Source organism: Actinoallomurus acanthiterrae (genome assembly GCF_054775715.1).
This window is the reverse complement of sequence record NZ_BAAHCO010000001.1, coordinates 3,863,868-3,878,593: the sequence shown is the minus strand read 5'-3', so window position 1 is coordinate 3,878,593 and position 14,726 is coordinate 3,863,868. Positions and strand designations below refer to the sequence as shown.

Annotated in this window: 14 protein-coding genes; 5 read left to right on the top strand and 9 right to left on the bottom strand. The window is 70.9% G+C overall.

Translation table 11 applies throughout. From position 1 onward, the window contains the following. Positions 1-140: 140 nt before the first annotated feature. From ACYVF7_RS18870 to ACYVF7_RS18850, 5 genes are all read right to left on the bottom strand, one after another. Positions 141-1,940, bottom strand: a complete 1,800-nt coding sequence (locus tag ACYVF7_RS18870) for a hypothetical protein (RefSeq protein ID WP_460341892.1) — start codon at positions 1,938-1,940, stop codon at positions 141-143. Then, positions 1,937-2,677 (bottom strand): dolichyl-phosphate beta-glucosyltransferase, encoded by a 741-nt coding sequence (locus ACYVF7_RS18865; RefSeq protein WP_460341889.1) that lies wholly within the window; start codon positions 2,675-2,677, stop codon positions 1,937-1,939. Before ACYVF7_RS18865 ends, ACYVF7_RS18870 begins: the two co-directional genes overlap by 4 nt. Before the next feature lie 145 nt (positions 2,678-2,822). Continuing rightward, positions 2,823-3,056 carry a hypothetical protein gene (locus tag ACYVF7_RS18860; RefSeq protein WP_345442303.1) on the bottom strand — a complete coding sequence of 78 codons (234 nt, stop codon included), beginning with the start codon at positions 3,054-3,056 and terminating at the stop codon, positions 2,823-2,825. 181 nt (positions 3,057-3,237) lie between these two features. Continuing rightward, the gene (gene pdhA, locus ACYVF7_RS18855; protein ID WP_460341886.1) at positions 3,238-4,296 is read right to left on the bottom strand and encodes a pyruvate dehydrogenase (acetyl-transferring) E1 component subunit alpha; all 1,059 of its coding nucleotides are present in this window, start codon (positions 4,294-4,296) and stop codon (positions 3,238-3,240) included. Between the two features lie 67 nt (positions 4,297-4,363). Further along, a complete protein-coding gene (locus ACYVF7_RS18850; protein WP_460341883.1) occupies positions 4,364-5,386 on the bottom strand; it encodes a CHAP domain-containing protein in 1,023 nt (340 codons plus the stop codon). A gap of 167 nt (positions 5,387-5,553) precedes the next feature. Between ACYVF7_RS18850 and ACYVF7_RS18845 the strand changes: the two genes are divergently transcribed. Together ACYVF7_RS18845 and ACYVF7_RS18840 are read left to right on the top strand one after the other, a co-directional pair. Continuing rightward, positions 5,554-6,951: a selenium-binding family protein gene (locus ACYVF7_RS18845; protein ID WP_460341880.1), complete on the top strand. Its 1,398-nt coding sequence runs from the start codon at positions 5,554-5,556 to the stop codon at positions 6,949-6,951. A 2-nt stretch (positions 6,952-6,953) separates the two neighbouring features. Beyond that, positions 6,954-7,592: a hypothetical protein gene (locus tag ACYVF7_RS18840; protein ID WP_460357998.1), complete on the top strand. Its 639-nt coding sequence runs from the start codon at positions 6,954-6,956 to the stop codon at positions 7,590-7,592. Positions 7,593-7,627: 35 nt separating this feature from the next. Here the strand turns inward: ACYVF7_RS18840 and mgrA are convergent, their stop codons facing one another. Beyond that, a complete protein-coding gene (gene mgrA, locus ACYVF7_RS18835; RefSeq protein WP_460341877.1) occupies positions 7,628-8,653 on the bottom strand; it encodes an L-glyceraldehyde 3-phosphate reductase in 1,026 nt (341 codons plus the stop codon). 68 nt (positions 8,654-8,721) lie between these two features. On the opposite strand from mgrA, the gene ACYVF7_RS18830 reads away from it, so the two are divergent. Beyond that, complete coding sequence (locus ACYVF7_RS18830) at positions 8,722-9,342, top strand: Uma2 family endonuclease (protein WP_460341874.1); 621 nt, start codon at positions 8,722-8,724, stop codon at positions 9,340-9,342. A 45-nt stretch (positions 9,343-9,387) separates the two neighbouring features. Here ACYVF7_RS18830 and ACYVF7_RS18825 read toward each other — a convergent pair whose 3' ends face one another. The 3 genes from ACYVF7_RS18825 to ACYVF7_RS18815 all read right to left on the bottom strand — a co-directional run bounded on the left by ACYVF7_RS18825 (position 9,388) and on the right by ACYVF7_RS18815 (position 11,825). Beyond that, positions 9,388-9,840, bottom strand: coding sequence for an SRPBCC family protein (locus ACYVF7_RS18825; protein ID WP_460341871.1), 453 nt, complete (start codon positions 9,838-9,840; stop codon positions 9,388-9,390). Between the two features lie 9 nt (positions 9,841-9,849). Beyond that, a complete protein-coding gene (locus ACYVF7_RS18820) occupies positions 9,850-10,785 on the bottom strand; it encodes a helix-turn-helix domain-containing protein (protein ID WP_460341868.1) in 936 nt (311 codons plus the stop codon). 74 nt (positions 10,786-10,859) lie between these two features. Beyond that, the gene (locus ACYVF7_RS18815) at positions 10,860-11,825 is read right to left on the bottom strand and encodes a LacI family DNA-binding transcriptional regulator (RefSeq protein ID WP_460341865.1); all 966 of its coding nucleotides are present in this window, start codon (positions 11,823-11,825) and stop codon (positions 10,860-10,862) included. Between the two features lie 77 nt (positions 11,826-11,902). On the opposite strand from ACYVF7_RS18815, the gene ACYVF7_RS18810 reads away from it, so the two are divergent. Together ACYVF7_RS18810 and ACYVF7_RS18805 are read left to right on the top strand one after the other, a co-directional pair. Then, complete coding sequence (locus tag ACYVF7_RS18810) at positions 11,903-13,117, top strand: MFS transporter (protein ID WP_460341863.1); 1,215 nt, start codon at positions 11,903-11,905, stop codon at positions 13,115-13,117. A gap of 133 nt (positions 13,118-13,250) precedes the next feature. Next, entirely contained in the window at positions 13,251-14,672 is a 1,422-nt protein-coding gene (locus ACYVF7_RS18805; protein ID WP_460341860.1) for a glycoside hydrolase family 47 protein, read from the top strand. Positions 14,673-14,726: the final 54 nt, after the last annotated feature.

Here is a 14,726-nt window from a genome sequence, read left to right as displayed (position 1 = left end):
CGCTCAACCGCCCGCCTTCGGCCGCGCTACCGGGCGAACGGCACCCGTTGGCAGGTCGAGCGTCGGTTCCGGGGCCCGAACGGCGTCCTCGGCCGCGTGACCGGCACCCGTTGGCAGCCGTTCGGACCCGGGGCCGGCGTTCAGCCGCCCGTCCTCGGCCGGGTGACCGGGCGTACGTCCCAGACCCAGACGCCGCCGACGTACGCTCCCGGACCGAGCAGCCGGTCCAGTGTGACCAGCAGCGGCTGCTGCTGGTCACACTGGCCGAGTACGACCGCGTCCGCCTGCCAGAAGATCAGATCGTCCCGGGCGGTCCCGACGTCGGCGGGGGTCACCGCGGCGGCGGTGTGGTCGTCGCGGACGCGAGCGAGCAGGCTCGAGGTCGGGCGCGGAACGGCGCCGTAGCCGCCCTGCCGGTCCGGGCCCCAGGGTCCCAGGAAGTAGCCCTCCGCGAGCGAGAAGCGCAGACCGGCCACGACCTGCCAGTGCATGGCCGTGGCCTCGCCGGAGTCCGGCAGCGGGACGGTGACGATGGTGCGGCCCGGTGCGGCGTACCGGCGCCAGAGGCCGCGCGTGAAGAACGCCGACGTCGCCGGCCGGTCGGCGGCGAGCAGTGGCTTCGGGGCGATGGGCAGCAGCGCCTCGGCCAGCGCGACCCCCCAGACGAGCCGCAGCGGCGCGCCTCGCCAGGGGGCCAGAGCGCCCAGCGTGCACACCTGCTCGGTGGCGAATGCCAGGAGGACGGCGATGGCGGGCACGCAGACCATGGTGAAGCGGGTCTCCAGCACCGACTCGTAGAGCGGCAGCTGCGCGACGAGCTTCCAGGGGCCGATGAGCCCGGTCTTCGCACCGTGGAAGACGATCTCGGGGCCGAGGGAGAAGGCCATGGCCACGACGATGACGAGGGTGAGCGCCCGTACGAGTGCGACCCGCCAGAGCCACACCATGAGGACGGTGAGGAGGATGAGCAGCGGCCAGCCGAAGAAGGCGTTCTCCTCCGTCGGGTTGAGTGAGAGCGGGCCCGCGGTGGCCCGGTCTCCCGCCAGGGACCGGCTCGCGAACCCCGTCAGCGCCAGGACGTCGTTGCCGGCCGGTCCGTGCAGGAGGCTCCGGTAGCTCTGCGGGCCGGTGAACTGCCACCACAGCGGATACACCACCAGCGGCACGCCCACCGCGGCCGCGACGGCGAGCCCTTTCGCCAGGGGAACGACGGCGCTCCGGACCCGGTCCGGCCGCGCCAGACCGTATCCGACGGCGAAGACCGCCAGTCCGGTCGCGGCGAGCAGGAGCGGCTCCTCGCCGAGGAGGAGCTGGAACGTCACGAGCAGCCCGAGGATCGCCCCGTCGCGGACCACCGCGTCACCGACGGTGAGCCGGATCAGCCGATCGACGATCAGCGGGATCACGAACAGCACGGCGAGGTTGGGATGCGCGTTCGCGTGCGAGATGACCGGTGGGGCGAACGCGGCGAAGCCGCCGCCGAGGGCGGCGGGCGGCCAGGAGCCGACGACGTGGCGGCGGAGCAGCCCGTACCAGGCCGTGGCGGTCGCCGCCAGGCCCAGGGTGAGGATGAGCGCCCAGGTGACCGTGGGGCCGAAGAGCAGGGTCACCGGGGTCAGCGGAACGCTCAGGCCGAGCATCGCGGTGTTGGCCATGAGGTTCACGCCGAGCGGGTGGTTCAGCAGCGTGGTGAAGAACGGGTTGTGCAGGTGCACGACGTTGTGCGCGGTGACGGCGAAGAACCACTCCCACTGGGTCTGGTCCTGTCCGCTGTCGGTGAGGTACCGATGGCCGAGGCCCGGCCAGAACCGCCCGTAGACCCAGAACGCGCCGATCAGATAGCCGACGGCGACGAACCATCCCGGTCGCGGCCACCTGCGCCCGCCCGTCGCCTCGGCGTCCTCCGCGGTCGGCGCGACGACGTCACCGCCCACGGTCACGGCGTCTCACCCGGGGTCCTCACGTGTCTCCATCGCACGCGGATCACGTCGGCGAGCGCCCTGAGGTAGTCGGCGGATCGCAGCTTCGACCCGTTCTGGTGCGCCCACCTCACCGGCACTTCGGCGACCGGCCAGCCCAGACGACGGAAGAGGTAGAGGATCTCCACGTCGAATCCCCAGCCGTCGATGCCCGCCAGCGCGAACGCGCGCCGCGCCTTGTCCCCGTCGAACAGCTTGAACCCGCACTGCGTGTCGCGGATGCCCGGTGTGGCCACCGTACGGATCACTCCGTTGCCCAGCCGGGCGAGGATCTCGCGAGCGGGCGGCCGCCGGACCTCCATCCGGGAACCGGCCACCGCCCGCGATCCGATCGCGGCCGCCGCCCCGCCCCGCAGACGGGAGCGCAACCGGTCGAGCTCATCGATGGGCGTCGGCAGATCCGCGTCGCAGAAGAACACCTGCGCGCCCCGCGAGGCGGCGACGCCGAGGCGTACGGCGTGGCCCTTGCCGCGGTTGTGCGGGGACCGGATCAGCCGGATCCGCGGATCGGTGCGCGCCGCCGAGTCGACGACACGGTACGTGCCGTCCCGGGACCCGTCGTCGATGACGATCAGCTCCCAGCGCAGGTTCGAGGCGCGCAGATACCCGCTGATCGCCTCGAGCGTGGCCCGGAGCCGGAACCGCTCGTTGTAGGCGGGGACGATGACGGACAGGTCGACGACCGCAGGGACCTGCACCACGGCCCCTTGGGCCGTTCGCGTTGCGCTCACACCCCGGTGACCGCACCAGGCGCGCGCCCGGTTGCGTGACGTGGGTCACATGCCGCACCGGTCGGCCGTGACCGGCACCGGGCGCGGCCGCAGCCCCTGCGTCACATGCGGGTCAGCGGTGGCCTGTCGCGAGCCGGTCCAGGAGCTCGATCGCCGCACGCCGTACGTCCTCGGGCACGAGACCGCCCAGGACGGTGCGGGCCTGCTCGAAGTCACGGGTGGTCGCGCAGGTCACGGCGACGGACCCGGCGGCGGCCTTCTCGAGCGACCCGGCCGGCGCCCGGTCGGCCAGATCCCGCGCGCTCTCGGCGAGATCCAGGTTGTCTTTGGTACTCGGGCTGCTCAACGATTCTCCTTGGAATGCCGGTGGTGCGGGCCGCTGTCGGCCTGATTCACCACCGCGGATGCCGAGACCCTGAAATCGTAGACGAACGCCGGCCGTAGGTCGGCGTCGCCCCTCCCGGAGCCGCCACGTCGATCGATGAGGCGGCCTCCGGCCTGAGGTCGTCCTCCCCCCATCATGGCCGTCAGTCGGCGAACGTGTCGAGGTAGGCCACGAACGCGTCCCGCTCCTCGGCCAGTTGCTCGTGCGCGCCCGCGTAGACGTGGTCGAACATCGAACGCGGGTCCGGGTCGGGCAGCGCCCGGCATTCGTCGCGGACGCGGCGGCCGAGTTCGTCGGCCTCGGCGTCCAAAGCTTCGAAGAAGTCGTCGTCGGCCAGTTCGTTCTTGGTGAGGTACGCCCGGAGCCGCTCGATCGGGTCCTTCAGCCGCCACTCCTCCAGCTCCGCGTCGGCCCGGTAGCGCCGCGGGTCGTCGGAGCTCGTGTGGGCGCTCATCCGGTAGGTGTAGGCCTCGATGAGCGTCGGCCCCTCGCCGTTCCGCGCCCGGTCGAGGGCCGTACGGGCCACGGCCAGGCTGGCGAACACGTCGTTGCCGTCCACCCGGACGCCGGGGAACCCGAAGCCGGCCGCGCGGCGGTAGAGGGGCACGCGGGCCTGCGTCTCCAGCGGCGCGGAGATCGCCCACTGGTTGTTCTGGCAGAGGAACACCACGGGGGCGTTCTGCGCGGCCGCCCACACGAACGCCTCGTTGACGTCGCCCTGGCTGGTCGCGCCGTCGCCGAAACAGGCCAGCACGGCCTCCGACGCCCCGTCGCGCTGCACGCCCATGGCGTAGCCGACGGCTTGCAGCGTCTGCGCGCCGATCACCAGCGCGTACCCGGCCATCCGGTGGTCCTCGGCGTTCCAGCCGCCGTAGGAGACGCATCGCCACAGCTCCAGGAGGTTCGCCGGCGCCACGCCGCGGACGTACGCGATGCCGTGCTCGCGGTAGCTCGGGAAGACGAAGTCCTCCGGGCGCAGCGCGCGGGCCGTGCCGATCTGCGCGGCCTCCTGCCCGAGCAGCGGCGCCCACAGCCCGAGCTCGCCCTGCCGCTGCAGCGCCATCGCCTCGGTGTCGAACCGGCGGACGAGCGTCATGTCGCGGAAGAGCCCTCGGGCCTCCTCCCCGCTGATCTCGAACGGATACCCGGGATGGTCGATCCGCTCCCCCTCGGGGGTGAGCAGCTGCACGAGGTCGGTCACGCGAGCTGATTGTGCCAGCATCGGAGGTACTGGTTCGCCACCCGGGTGCCTCCTCACCTCATCCGCCCTAGTACTTCAGGAACGCCACTTTGGCCAGCGCGGAGGCGACGGTGACCGGGTAGGCGTTGTGGTTGTAGACGCGCAGCCGCAGGCGGGTGTCCTTGTTGAGACCGATCTGGCCGCCGAGCTGCGCCCGCAGGCTCCCGTCCGGCGCGGCGCGGAACGGCGTGCGCCAGGCGTCGTCCGCCACCGTCCAGGGGTCGCCCTCCTTGGCGGGCGGCTTCATCCGGGACCAGGCGATGTCGACCGCGTCGTTCGCCCGCAGGCCGGTCACCTGGACGATCGCGTCGCAGACCGCCCACATCGTCGCGCCGGCGGTGATCGAGAAACCGTCCGGGGAGTGGTGACCGTGGGTGTCGGAGTACTCCGTGTGGAACTGGATCGAGATGTCATTGGACGCCGGCACCTGCTGCTGCGCGCCGGCGCCGAGGCTGACCACCTCGGCCATGTCGTCCTCCAGGGATCGGTAGTCGGGGGAGCCGTAGCCGACGACGATGCCCGCGGGGGTGCGGACCCGCCGCATCACGGCGTCGCTCGTGTTGAACTCGATCGTCACGATCCGCCCGTCGCTCCGTACCGACTCGACGAGGCCGACGTGGTCGATGCCGGAGATCGAGTGGCCGCCGTCCCAGTCGTAGAAGACCAGGTCGCCGGCGTGCGGTCGGGTGCCCCAGTGCTTGTGATCGGCGAACCACTGGGCGTGCCAGGGGGTGTAGGCGTACTCGCCGACGACGGAACCCGCGCCGATCTGCGCCGCGCACCAGGACAGGCCCATGTCGCACCAGTTGGCGTCGGCGAACGATGGGTCGTGGTGCCGGTCGGCGTACCACTGGCCGTACTTCGTGTGTCCGTTGGCGGCCTCGTGGTAACCGAGCTGGGAACGGGCCTCCGTGATCATCTTCTTCGCGGCCGGTGAGAGGCTCGCGTCGATGGAGACCGAGCCGGGCTCCTGCGACACGTCCTGCGGCCCGTCTTCGGGCCGCGGTCCGGCGCCGCCGGGGACCTGGGGCGGGAGAGGTTCCGGTGCCATGGAGTTCACCGTCGCACACTTACGGAACAGTTGTCCGAGAGTCAGGACAAATCGCAGTTTATGACGGCACCATATTCCCCATTGAGTCGATAGGGATTTTCAGGCAGGATGGCGGGTAAGGACGCCTGCACGGTGCGTGACGACTTCGTCGTCCGAAGGAGCGTGGAATGGCTCTGTGGAGACCGGATCCGACCTTCTATACATCCCCCCGCGAAGCGGCGGGCGCTCCGCCCGAGACGCTCGCCTACATCGTCGCGTTCGACCGCTCGGCCGAGAGCCCCGACGCCCTCGCCGTGGTCGACGTCGACCCGGACTCCACCTCGTACGGCTCGGTGGTCGGCTGGCAGGATCTGCCCTACACCGGGGACGAGCTGCACCATTTCGGGTGGAACGCCTGCAGCAGCGCCCTGTGCCCGAACGCCCCGCACCCCCACGTCGAGCGCCGCTACCTCATCGTGCCCGGCCTCCGCTCCTCCCGGATCTACGTCATCGACGTCAAGGACGACCCGCTCAAGCCGTCGATCGTCAAGGTCATCGAGCCGGAGGAGCTGGCCGAGCGCGCCGGCTACTCCCGGCCGCACACCGTCCACTGCGGCCCCGACGGGCTGTACGTCTCCGCGCTCGGCGGCGCGAACGGCGCTGATGGACCCGGCGGTGTCGCGGTGCTCGACCACACGTCGTTCGAGGTGCAGGGGGCGTGGGAGGCCGACCGCGGGCCGCAGCACCTCGCGTACGACTTCTGGTGGCACATCGCGCACGACGTCATGATCACCTCCGAGTGGGGCACGCCTTCGATGATCGAGGACGGCGTGAACGCCGAGCTGCTGCTCGGCCGCAAGTACGGCCACGCCCTGCACTTCTGGGACCTGCGCAAACGCCGCCACGTCCAGACGGTCGACCTCGGCGACGAGCACCAGATGGTCCTCGAGCTGCGGCCGGCCCACGACCCGACCAAGACGTACGGCTTCGCGGGCGTCGTCGTCAGCGTCGAGGACCTGTCCGCCTCGGTCTGGCTCTGGTACCGCGAGGACGGCGAGTTCAAGGCCCGCAAGGTCATCACCATCCCGGCCGAGCCCGCGGATGGCGCGGACCTGCCGCCGGTGATCGCGCCGTTCGGGGCGGTGCCGCCGCTCGTCACCGACATCGACCTGTCCGTGGACGACCGCCACCTGTACGTCTCGTGCTGGGGCACCGGCGAGCTCAAGCGCTACGACGTGTCCGACCCGTTCAACCCGGTGGAGGCCGGGTCGGTGCGCATCGGCGGGATCACGCGCCGCACCCCGCACCCGGCGGCGCCCGACGTGCCGCTCGCCGGCGGCCCGCAGATGGTCGAGGTCAGCCGCGACGGCAAGCGCGTGTACGTCACGAACTCGCTGTACGGCTCGTGGGACGACCAGTTCTACCCCGACGGCGTGGGCGCGTGGGCGGCCAAGCTCGACTCGGGCGCGGAGTTCACCGTCGACGAGCGGTTCTTCCCGCACGGCGACGCGTTCCGCGGGCTGCGCCCGCACCAGGTCCGTCTCCAGGGCGGCGACGCCTCCTCCGACTCCTACTGCTACCCATGACGATGAAGGACGGATCGCTCGTGGCACTGGTCGCCCTCGGCGCCTTCCACGGGCTGAACCCCGGCATGGGCTGGCTGTTCGCCGTCGCCAGGGGCCTGCAGGAGCGGTCCCGGGCGCTCGTGCTGCAGTCGCTGCCCGCGATCGCCGCCGGGCACGCCGCGTCGGTGTTCCTGGTCGCGGCCGTCGTCGAGCTCACCGGATCGGTGGTGACCTCCCGGATCCTGTCGATCGGCGGCGGCGTGCTGCTGGTCGGGTTCGGCCTGTGGCGGCTGCTGTCCAGCCGCCACTTCCGCTGGGTGGGCATGCGGCTGACGCTCTGGCAGCTGGCCTGCTGGTCGTTCCTCATGTCCTCGGCGCACGGGGCCGGGCTCATGCTGCTGCCCGTACTGACCCACGGCGCGGTGACCGTGCCCGGGCACTCCCACGGCATGACCTCCGGCGCGGGCAGCGCCGTCATGGCGGCGATCTTCGTGACGGGGGTGCACACGCTCGCCATGTTCGTCGTCGCGGGCACCATCGCCGTCATCGTGTACGAGGTCGTGGGGCTGGCCATCCTGCGCCGCGCCTGGTTCAACCTCGACCGCGTGTGGGCGGCCGCGCTCATCGGCGCGGGCGCGGCCACCCTGCTCATCACGGCATAGGGCGCGTCCGGTGGGTCACCGGACACGCCCTAAGTTCAGTGGGCGCTGGAGGCGGCCCAGATGTTGATGCCCGCCTCGACCGCGTAGCGGTCGATGGTGGCCAGTTCGTCGTCGCTGAAGTCGAGCCGCCGCAGAGCGCCCAGGCTGTCCTCCAGCTGGGCCACACTGCTCGCCCCGATCAGCGCGGACGTGACCCGCTGATCGCGCAGCGTCCAGGCGAGCGCCATCTGCGCCAGCGACTGGCCGCGCTTCTCGGCCATCTCGTTGAGCGCGCGGATGTGGCTGATGGCCTCGTCGGTGAGCAGGTCCGGGGACAGCGACTTGCCCTGGCCGGCCCGTGAGCCCTCGGGGATGCCGTTCAGGTACTTGTCGGTCAGCATGCCCTGCGCCAGCGGCGAGAACGCGATGCAGCCGACCCCCTCCTGACCCAGAGTGTCCAGGAGACCGCCCTCGATCCAGCGGTTGAGCATGGAGTACGACGGCTGGTGGATGAGCAGCGGCGTGCCCATGTCGCGCAGGATCGCGGCGGCCTCGGCGGTGCGCTCCGCCGAGTACGACGAGATGCCGGCGTACAGCGCCTTGCCCGACCGCACCGCGTGGTCCAGCGCGCCCATCGTCTCTTCGAGGGGCGTCTCCGGGTCGAACCGGTGGCTGTAGAAGATGTCGACGTACTCCACGCCCATGCGCTTCAGCGACTGGTCGAGGCTGGCCAGCAGGTACTTCCGCGAACCCCACTCGCCGTACGGGCCGGGCCACATGTCGTAGCCCGCCTTGGTCGACAGCACGATCTCATCGCGGTACGGCCGGAAGTCCTCCCGGAAGATCCGCCCGAAGTTGGTCTCCGCCGAACCGTACGGAGGACCATAGTTGTTGGCGAGGTCGAAGTGCGTCACGCCCAGGTCGAACGCCCGGCGCAGGATGGCCCGCTGCGTGCCCAGGGGCTTGTCGTCCCCGAAGTTGTGCCACAGCCCCAGCGACACGGCGGGCAGCTTCAGCCCGCTGCGCCCCGTCCGGCGGTAGGGAATGCTCTCGTACCTGTTCTCGGCGGCCTCATACGTCATGCCCGCCAGTCTCCCCCGCCGCCCAGATCCGCCTGACGACAGCCCCTCGTATCGCGGAGAATATCCGCGTGAACACGGAAAGTCGTCGGCGTATCCGCGACGCGCTCGCCCACTGGCCGTCTCCGCCGCCGTGGGGATGGACAGCCGATGACATGGACCGGTTGCCTTCCGACGGCCCGAACGGCGAACCCGGCTTCTTCGAGCGGCTTGAACTCATCGACGGAGCCCTCATCTTCGCCGCGCCCCAGAGTCGATTCCACGAGCGGACACTTCACGCGCTGGTGACCGAGCTCAGCAGCCAGGCGCCGGACGACGTGTGCGCCGTATGGCGGATGGACGTCAAGCTCGGGCACCGGATGCGGCCCTGCCCGGACGTGCTCGTCATCGACTCCGCTGCGGCGGATGACCTCGACCGGACCTTCTACACACCCGACGAGGTGCATCTGGCCGTCGAGGTCGTCTCACCCGAGTCGGAGGAACGCGACCGGAAGCTCAAGCCACCGCGATACGCGGAGGCGGGGATCGTGCACTTTTGGCGCGTGGAGGAGAACGACGGGCGCCCGGTCGTCTACGTGTACGAGCTGGACCCGGCGACCAAGACGTACGCGCTGACCGGCATCCACCACGGCACGCTCAGCGTGCTCGTGCCGTTCCCGATCAGCGTCGACCTCGAGAATCTGCCGCGTTAGTCGTCGGCGCGTGCAGATGTCGCCGGCGAGGTCACCTCGCGGACACTAGGCCGGGTTCCGGTCCGTCGGCGCGTCGGCGTAGGCGGCCAGGCCGTCGGCCATCCGCTGCATGAAGCGGGTCAGGTACCACCGCCAGAACGGCCCCGAGAGAGGCAGCTTCGGCTCGAAGGTCGCCGACCAGATGATGTCGGTGCCGCCCTGCGGCGCCTCGGCGAGTTCGACGGTGCCTCGATAGGAGCGGAACGGACCGCTCACGTTCTCGTAACCGAACCGCCGGTCGGTGACCAGCTCGACGATGCGTTCCCGGGAGATCGCCCGGCCGGTGCGGAAGATTCGTGTGTCGCCGACCTGCTGCCGGCCTTCGGGGTCGCCGCCGCCCTCGATCTCGGCGGCGTCGATCGGCGACCACGATGGCCAGGTGGCCGCATGGACGAGCACGGTGAAGACGGCGTCGGGGCTCGCCGGAGAACGCGAGGTAACGGAAAAGGTGTACGGCACTCGCTCACGCTAGGACGGCGCGGTCGGCTCGGGACATGCGCCGGATTGCCCACCTGTCGACGAGATCTTGCGGTACACCGACGGCCGGACGCCGACGTGCGCCAGGAAGGCCGAGGACAGGCTGCCGGGACTGGAGAAGCCGCAGCGTTCGGCGATCTGCCCGATGGTGAGGTCGGTGCCGGCGAGCAACCGCCGCGCCTGCTCGATCCGCAGCCGGGTGAGAAACCGGTGCGGCGTCTCGCCGGTGGCTTCGCGGAACACGCGGATGAAGTGGTACACGCTCAACCGCACTTCGGCGGCGATATCGGCGAGCGTCAACGGATCGGCCAGGCGGTCTCGCATGACCGCGATGCCTTTGCGGACGGCCGTGTGCTCGGGACCCGGTATGCGATTCTCTCGGCCTTGAGTCAGCAGATGTGTCGCGAGGAAGGCCGCAGCCGATTCCGCATACAGGTCATTCGCGCCCGCGCCCGCGCGGGCCGGCAACGCGCGTATGACGTGTTCGACGACCGCGTCGCCCGCGCCGAGGACGGCGGACAGCGCTTCGAAGTCCGGTCCCGGACCTCCCAACTCAGCCGCGGCCCGGTCGACGGTCACCCTCGGAATGTGCACCTGGATGGTGCGCATCGCCGACATCGTGCGGTAACTGCGAATGGTCGAGTGGCCGGGAATCATGAGTTCCAAACGGCCGGGCACCCAGCGTCGCCGGGTCGCTTTCCCGCCGGCGGTTATCCGCATCGTCGCGTCCCCGCCCGTGCAGAGCACAAGATGCAGATCGGACACCCCGGGCAGCGGAAGGTTCTCCGCCTCCCGCGCGTGGGTGAAGCACTGTACGAGCAACGACCGCCAGCCGGTGTCCTGCCAACTGCAGTAGGTACGCCGCACGAACTCTTCCATGTCGAAACCGGCGTACGGCGCAAGATCGAAGTCAGGCGAGTCGAACACTCCCGCGAGCCTATAAGAGTGGCTCCGAGTGCGGGGCCGCAGCCGTTCTTGCCGGTTTTTCGGAAAAGACCAGATCAGGTCGGCGGAGCGGTGGAGGCGCGGACGATCAGTTGGCCGGGGAGCGAGGTGTCGGCGGGACGGCGGCCGTCGAGGAGTTCGAGGAGGGCGGTCATGGCGGTCGCGCCCAACTGCTCCGCGGGCAGCCGGACCGTGGTCAGCTCGGGTTCGAGGGCGGTGGCGAGGAGGACGTCGTCGAAGCCGGTGACGGACAGGTCGCCGGGGATGTCCAGGCCCAGGACACGGGCCGCCTTGTACGCGCCGGCGGCGATCACGTCGTCGTCGCAGACGAGGGCGGACGGGCGGTCGGGCCGGTCGAGCATCTCCAGGGCGGTCTGACGTGCGGCGGCCACATCGATGGGTGTGGCGCGACGGACGAGCGAGCCCGGGAAGGCGTCCGCGAGCGCCGCACCCCGTACGCGGAAGGTCCAGGCGTCGACGGCGGCGGCGAGGTGGCCGATCCGGCGGTGCCCGAGCTCGGCCAGGTGCCCGGCGATGGCGCGCATGCCGCCCGCGACGTCGAAGTTGATGGTCGGCGCCGGGTCGGCGGGGTCGCTGTCCATCACGACGACGGGCAGGTCGCCGAAGTCGGTGACGCCGCCGACGATGGAGGAGGCGAGGACGCCCTCGATGGCCTGCGTGTCGACCTGGCTGCGCGCCGGGCCGGCGTCGTCGGGCCAGGGGTGGAGCACGACGCCGAAGCCGCGCGCGGCGGCGACCTCGGCCGCGCCGGCGTAGATCGGGCCGAACACCGGGCCGCTCAGCGTGGGGACGACGAGCAGCACCGTACGGGTGCGGCCGAGGCGCAGGTTGCGGGCGGCGAGGTTGGGGCGGTAGCCGAGCCGCCGCGCGGCCTCGTGCACCGCCTGCCGGGTCTCGGGCTTGACCCGGCCCTCGGCCTTTCCGGCCAGCACGATCGAGACGGTCGACTGAGAGACTCCGGCGGCCCGGGCCACGTCTCGGCTGGTCGGTCTCTTGGACACGACAAAAGATTAGACCCGCGCGCGGATCAGTGATACGTATGACCGGACGGATTAGTAATACGTATGACGAGGGTTCGATGCGCTCCTATCTCGACTTCCTGCGGAAGCCGTACGCGGCTCGCCTGCTGGGCGGCACCCTCCTCGGCCGGCTGCCGAACGGCATGGGGCCGCTGGCGATCGTGCTGTTCGCCCGGGGCCACGGCGGCGGATACACGCTGGCCGGGGTGCTGTCGGCGGTGTACGGCCTGGCCATGGCGGCGGGTCAGCCCGTGCTCGGGCGCGCGATGGACCGGTACGGCCAGCCGCGCATCCTCGCCTCCGCGGCGATGGCCGCTGCGGCGGGCTTCACGCTGCTCACGGTGTTCGGCGTACGGTCACCGGCGGTCGCGACGGCCGCGGTCGTCCTGGCCGGCTTCGCCACGCCGCCCCTCGAGGCCGGGCTCCGGGCGCTGTGGCCGTCCGTCCTGAACGGCCCCGCCGAGGTCCAGGCCGCGTACGCGCTGGACGCGGCGGCGCAGGAACTGCTGTTCACGGTCGGCCCCCTGCTCGTGATCGCCGCCACCGCCGTCTCGACCGGGGCGGCGCTGCTCCTGACCGGCGCTCTCGGCATGGCGGGCACGCTCGTGGTCACCACGTCCCGGCCCTCGCGGGTGTGGAGAGGTGAGCCGGGCGGCGGGCACTGGGCGGGGCCGCTGCGCTCCCCCGGGATACGGATTTTGATCGTCGCACTGACGTGCGTCGGCGTGTCACTGGGGGTGATCAGCGTGGCGGCGGTCGCCTACGCCGACGCGCGCCACGCCTCGTACGCCGCCGGGCTCCTGCTCGCGCTCATGTCCGCCGGGGCACTGATCGGCGGGATCCTGTACGGGCTGCGGCCCCGGACCGGTCCGCCGTACCGGCGGCTGGTCCTGCTGATGGCGGGGCTCGCGGCCGGTTACCTGCCCCTGGCCTGGGCGCCCGCGATGCCGGTCATGCCGGTGCTGGCGGTGGCCAGCGGGGTGTTCCTCGCCCCGGTGCTGGCCTGCACGTTCACGCTGGTGGACGACCTCGCGCCGCGCGGCACGGTGACGGAGGCGTTCGCGTGGCTCGTGACGGCGTTCGGGGCCGGCAGCTCGGCGGGCGCGGCGCTGGCCGGGCTGGCGAGCGACGCGGGCGGCGTCCACGCGGCGTTCGCGGTGGCCGGCGCGGGCGGCGTCCTCGCCTTCCTCGTCATCCTCGCCGCCGGGTCGTTCGGCGCCTCTTCCGGAGCCGCCGCCCGGCCCTCAGGTGTCGCCGACCCTGTCACCCGCTGATCGGCCACCGCCGCGTCGTCGCCGCTCGTACACCTCAGAGGCCGACATCGGTCACAGCGGTCGTCACAGGCCCCACAGGGTGATAAGAGGGATGGGACGACGACAACGTTGTCATCCTCCAAGGCGGTGAACGATGAGAGCCCCCAGCCCCCTCTCCCGCAGAACCTTCCTCGGCACCCTCACCCTCGGCGGCCTGGCCGCGACGGCCCTTCCCGGCGGTGTCGCGAGCGCCGCCACGCCCGCGCGCCCCTCCCGGAACTGGCACCCCGTCGCGGACGACGTCCGCAGCGAGCTCCGGCACGCCTGGCAGTCCTACAAGCGCTACGCGTGGGGCCACGACCAGTTGCTGCCCGTCAGCGGCGGGTCCAGCGAGTTCTTCGACAAGAACCACCCCGTCGGCCTCTCGATCGTCGAGGCCCTCGGCACCCTCTACCTCATGGGCCTGGACGACGAACTCGCCGACGGCATCGGATGGATCAGGAACAACCTCGACTTCGCCGGCGTCAACGCGGACGTCCAGGTCTTCGAGACCAACATCCGCATGGTCGGCGGCCTGCTGTCGGGCTACCTGGCCACCGGCGAGAAGACCCTCCTCGACAACGCCAAGAAGATCGCCGACATCCTGCTCCCCTGCTTCACGACCTCGCCCACCGGCATGCCGTACCGGCTGGTCAACCCGCACACCGGCAAGATCAGCGGCAACGTCAACGTGCTCGCCGAGATCGGGACGATCATCGCCGAGTTCGGCACCCTCTCCCGCCTCGTCCACGACGACCGCTACTACAACGCCGCGAAGAAGGCACTGAAGGCGGTGTACGACCGGCGTTCGCCGCTGGACCTGGTCGGCAGCGGCATCGACATCGAGACGGGCGCCTGGACCGACACCTCCTCGCGGGTCGACCCGCCGGTCGACTCGTTCTTCGAGTACCTGTGGGACGGCTGGGACCTGTTCCACGACCGCGACCTCAAGCAGTGGTACGACACGCTCACCGCCGCGATCCTGCGCCACGAGGCGGAGCGGTACGGCGGTCACCTGTGGTTCCACAAGGCGGACATGACGACCGGCGCGTCCCTCGGCCGCGAGACCTCCGAGCTCACCGCCTTCTACGCCGGCCTGCTGGGCCAGAGCGGCCACCTGCGCGACGGCGAGGCGTACTTCGACGCGTGGACGTCGGCGCTGAAGACCTATCCGCTGCTGCCCGAGGGCTACGACTACGGCACCGGTACGGCCACGGACAAGGGCAACCAGCTACGCCCGGAGTACGTCGACTCGGCGTTCAACCTCTGGCTGATCACCGGCAAGGAGGTCTACCGGGAGCGCGCCTACGACTACTACGTCACCCAGAAGCGCTACTCCCGCGTCGCGAACGGCTGGACCATCGTCGCGGACGTCACGACGACGCCCCCGAAGCTCGGCGACCTGACCTCCGGCTACTGGTGGTCGGAACAGATGAAGTACTGGTATCTGATGTTCTCCGACTGCCCCCGCTTCGACTACGGCGACAACTACCTGTCCACCGAAGGCGACGTCTTCAAGGGATTCATCCGGCACTGACGATCGGAGATCACGCCGGAGCACGCCTGGCCTGGCCCGCGACGGCCGGGTCGC

Excerpts from the sequence above, each read along its gene's own strand:
- mgrA (WP_460341877.1), bottom strand. The coding sequence starts at position 8,653 with ATGACGTATGAGGCCGCCGAGAACAGGTACGAGAGCATTCCCTACCGC.
- ACYVF7_RS18850 (WP_460341883.1), bottom strand. The coding sequence starts at position 5,386 with ATGGCACCGGAACCTCTCCCGCCCCAGGTCCCCGGCGGCGCCGGACCG.
- ACYVF7_RS18805 (WP_460341860.1), top strand. The coding sequence starts at position 13,251 with ATGAGAGCCCCCAGCCCCCTCTCCCGCAGAACCTTCCTCGGCACCCTC.
- ACYVF7_RS18810 (WP_460341863.1), top strand. The coding sequence starts at position 11,903 with ATGCGCTCCTATCTCGACTTCCTGCGGAAGCCGTACGCGGCTCGCCTG.
- ACYVF7_RS18840 (WP_460357998.1), top strand. The coding sequence starts at position 6,954 with ATGAAGGACGGATCGCTCGTGGCACTGGTCGCCCTCGGCGCCTTCCAC.
- ACYVF7_RS18845 (WP_460341880.1), top strand. The coding sequence starts at position 5,554 with ATGGCTCTGTGGAGACCGGATCCGACCTTCTATACATCCCCCCGCGAA.